This window comes from Slackia isoflavoniconvertens, assembly GCF_003725955.1.
GTDB classification, from domain to species: Bacteria; Actinomycetota; Coriobacteriia; order Coriobacteriales; family Eggerthellaceae; genus Slackia; species Slackia isoflavoniconvertens.
The window spans coordinates 1-634 of sequence record NZ_QIBZ01000044.1; the positions used below are offsets into that span (position 1 = coordinate 1).

Below are 634 nucleotides of genomic sequence, written 5' to 3' on the forward strand. Positions count from 1 at the left end.
TCTTCCTTTCTCTCGGGAGGGCCCTCGGCCCTCGCCTCCGGAAAGGAATTCTCGAACTCATCCGGACATGTCCGGATGAGTTCGAGAACGAAACCTAAGTGTTCGGATGAACTTACAAATCAACCGTGCGCAAAACTATTGACGGTACCTGGACGCCTTCTTCGAGTAAGACTTTGCAAGCAGAATTCATGTGCTATAATCGAAAACTAGTTAGCCCCGGTACGACCGCTGATTCAAGTCGCCGGGGCTCAATTATTTTCTGAGGAAAGGTCTCCCATGCCGAACACTCCGAAGATAGACCGGGCGCACGTCATATCGTGGCTCTCTGAGCCGCGATATAGCAAATATCTCGAAGCGACGCGAGGCGATGACGCCGTCGCCCTCGACCTCTACCTCTGGAACATCGGCCTTGCGCAGGCCGTCTTGAAAGACGTCTCGTTCTTCGAGGTCGCCCTCAGGAACGCGTACGACAGGGCAATATCCTCCACTTGGAGCGGGTCCGACCACTGGTGTTGATGTTCACTAAGAAGTGGTCCGAGTGATCACTGGGAAATGAGCACCGTGAGCACGAAAAATTGAGCAGTTTAAGCAAGAGGGCCGCGCCCCGGGGACCGGGGGCGCGGCCCTCGCCGTA

General features: G+C 55.5%; 1 protein-coding gene. It reads left to right on the forward strand.

Features of this window, described 5'->3' with window-relative positions:
- The first annotated feature begins 276 nt into the window (after positions 1-276).
- Entirely contained in the window at positions 277-516 is a 240-nt protein-coding gene (locus DMP05_RS09670; RefSeq protein WP_123220240.1) for a hypothetical protein, read from the forward strand.
- Positions 517-634 lie beyond the last annotated feature (118 nt).

What these genes read in the sequence shown, in the direction of transcription:
- DMP05_RS09670 (WP_123220240.1), top strand. Translation starts at nt 277, where the DNA reads ATGCCGAACACTCCGAAGATAGACCGGGCGCACGTCATATCGTGGCTC.